The organism is Vibrio sp. Vb1337 (assembly GCF_033338715.1).
Taxonomy (GTDB): domain Bacteria; phylum Pseudomonadota; class Gammaproteobacteria; order Enterobacterales; family Vibrionaceae; genus Vibrio; species Vibrio alginolyticus.
In genome coordinates this window covers 1-1,088 of sequence record NZ_JAWOTD010000234.1, presented here as the reverse complement: position 1 = coordinate 1,088, position 1,088 = coordinate 1, and the positions used below count along the sequence as shown (strand labels likewise).

The window sequence follows — 1,088 nt, the reverse complement described above, 5'->3', positions numbered from 1 at the left end:
GTGACGCAAAGAAGCCGACGTATTGCGAGTCTGAGTTTTGCATTTCAACGATATTGGCATTCGCGCCTTTTACCGCTTGCTCAACGAATTTTTCGCCATTACGGTAGCTGACTTTGAAACCATCATTGGTGCGTGTCAGCGTCATGCGGTAGGTTTCAGCCGTGCCGTAAGGCACCCCTTCCACATAATCGACACGGCTTAAACGGTTACCCGGCGTTCCCCAAGGTTGATAAACGCCTTCACGAAACGATGCGTTGATGTTGGTCATGCCATCGTTCGTGCGGGTGTGAGAACGCATTAGGTTCATCACCATGTTCGATGCAGACGGAAACTCTTCATGGCCCTCAGGTTGCGGCACTAAACGCTCGGCACCTAGAATGTCGCGCACCATCAAACCTGCGCCTTCTTGGCGGTTGGGTGTCGCGCCTGTTTCCGGGCCAAGCTGGTCAAGCACCACATCCGCACTGAGGGTAAAGTTCACATCGGTTGGTAGCTCGGTGTAGTAAAAGGTGAGTCCTTCATGCGAGTTAGCTAACTTGCCGCCGCGGCTTTCAATGGTAAATGTGGACGCTAACTTGCCAGCAGCGACAGCCTCACCATTGAACGTCACTTGGTTCACGCCGACTTTTTCCGGCAAAATGGTTGAGCCAAAGTTCATGTCGGTCGATTGACCAAAAGTGATCGCTTTCCAAGTCAGGTCTTCGACCTTAATCTCAGCAGCGTGTGCGGCTGGGGCCAATATGGCCGCCAGACACAAGGCTAAAGTGTGTTTTTTCATGGTCACTTTTCCTTGTTAGAAGTTGTATTTCAAACCGACACGGAAACGAGGAACATATTCATCTTTAAACTCTGAGCCGTCACCCTTGTGCGTGATCGCCGCGATAGCGAAGAATGGAATCACACCACTTTCTAACTTGGTGTATTCGCCTTTAAAGTCGATCAGCTGATCATGACCTTTGTCTTTCCAGCCACCTTCACCACCATGAATATCTTTGTACTCCGCTTCTACGCCAAGCTTGCCCCATTCAAACTTACGGTTTGCGTAAAGGTTGAGCTGGTTGTAACGCGAGTCGTCCGTGTTTTTGTAC

General features: G+C 50.4%; 2 pseudogenes. Both read right to left on the bottom strand.

Going from position 1 to position 1,088, the window contains the following annotated elements:
- A pseudogene (locus R7E42_RS25280) lies at positions 1-778 on the bottom strand (exopolygalacturonate lyase); the annotation flags it as partial.
- A 15-nt stretch (positions 779-793) separates the two neighbouring features.
- Positions 794-1,088: pseudogene (locus tag R7E42_RS25275) on the bottom strand (porin); the annotation flags it as partial.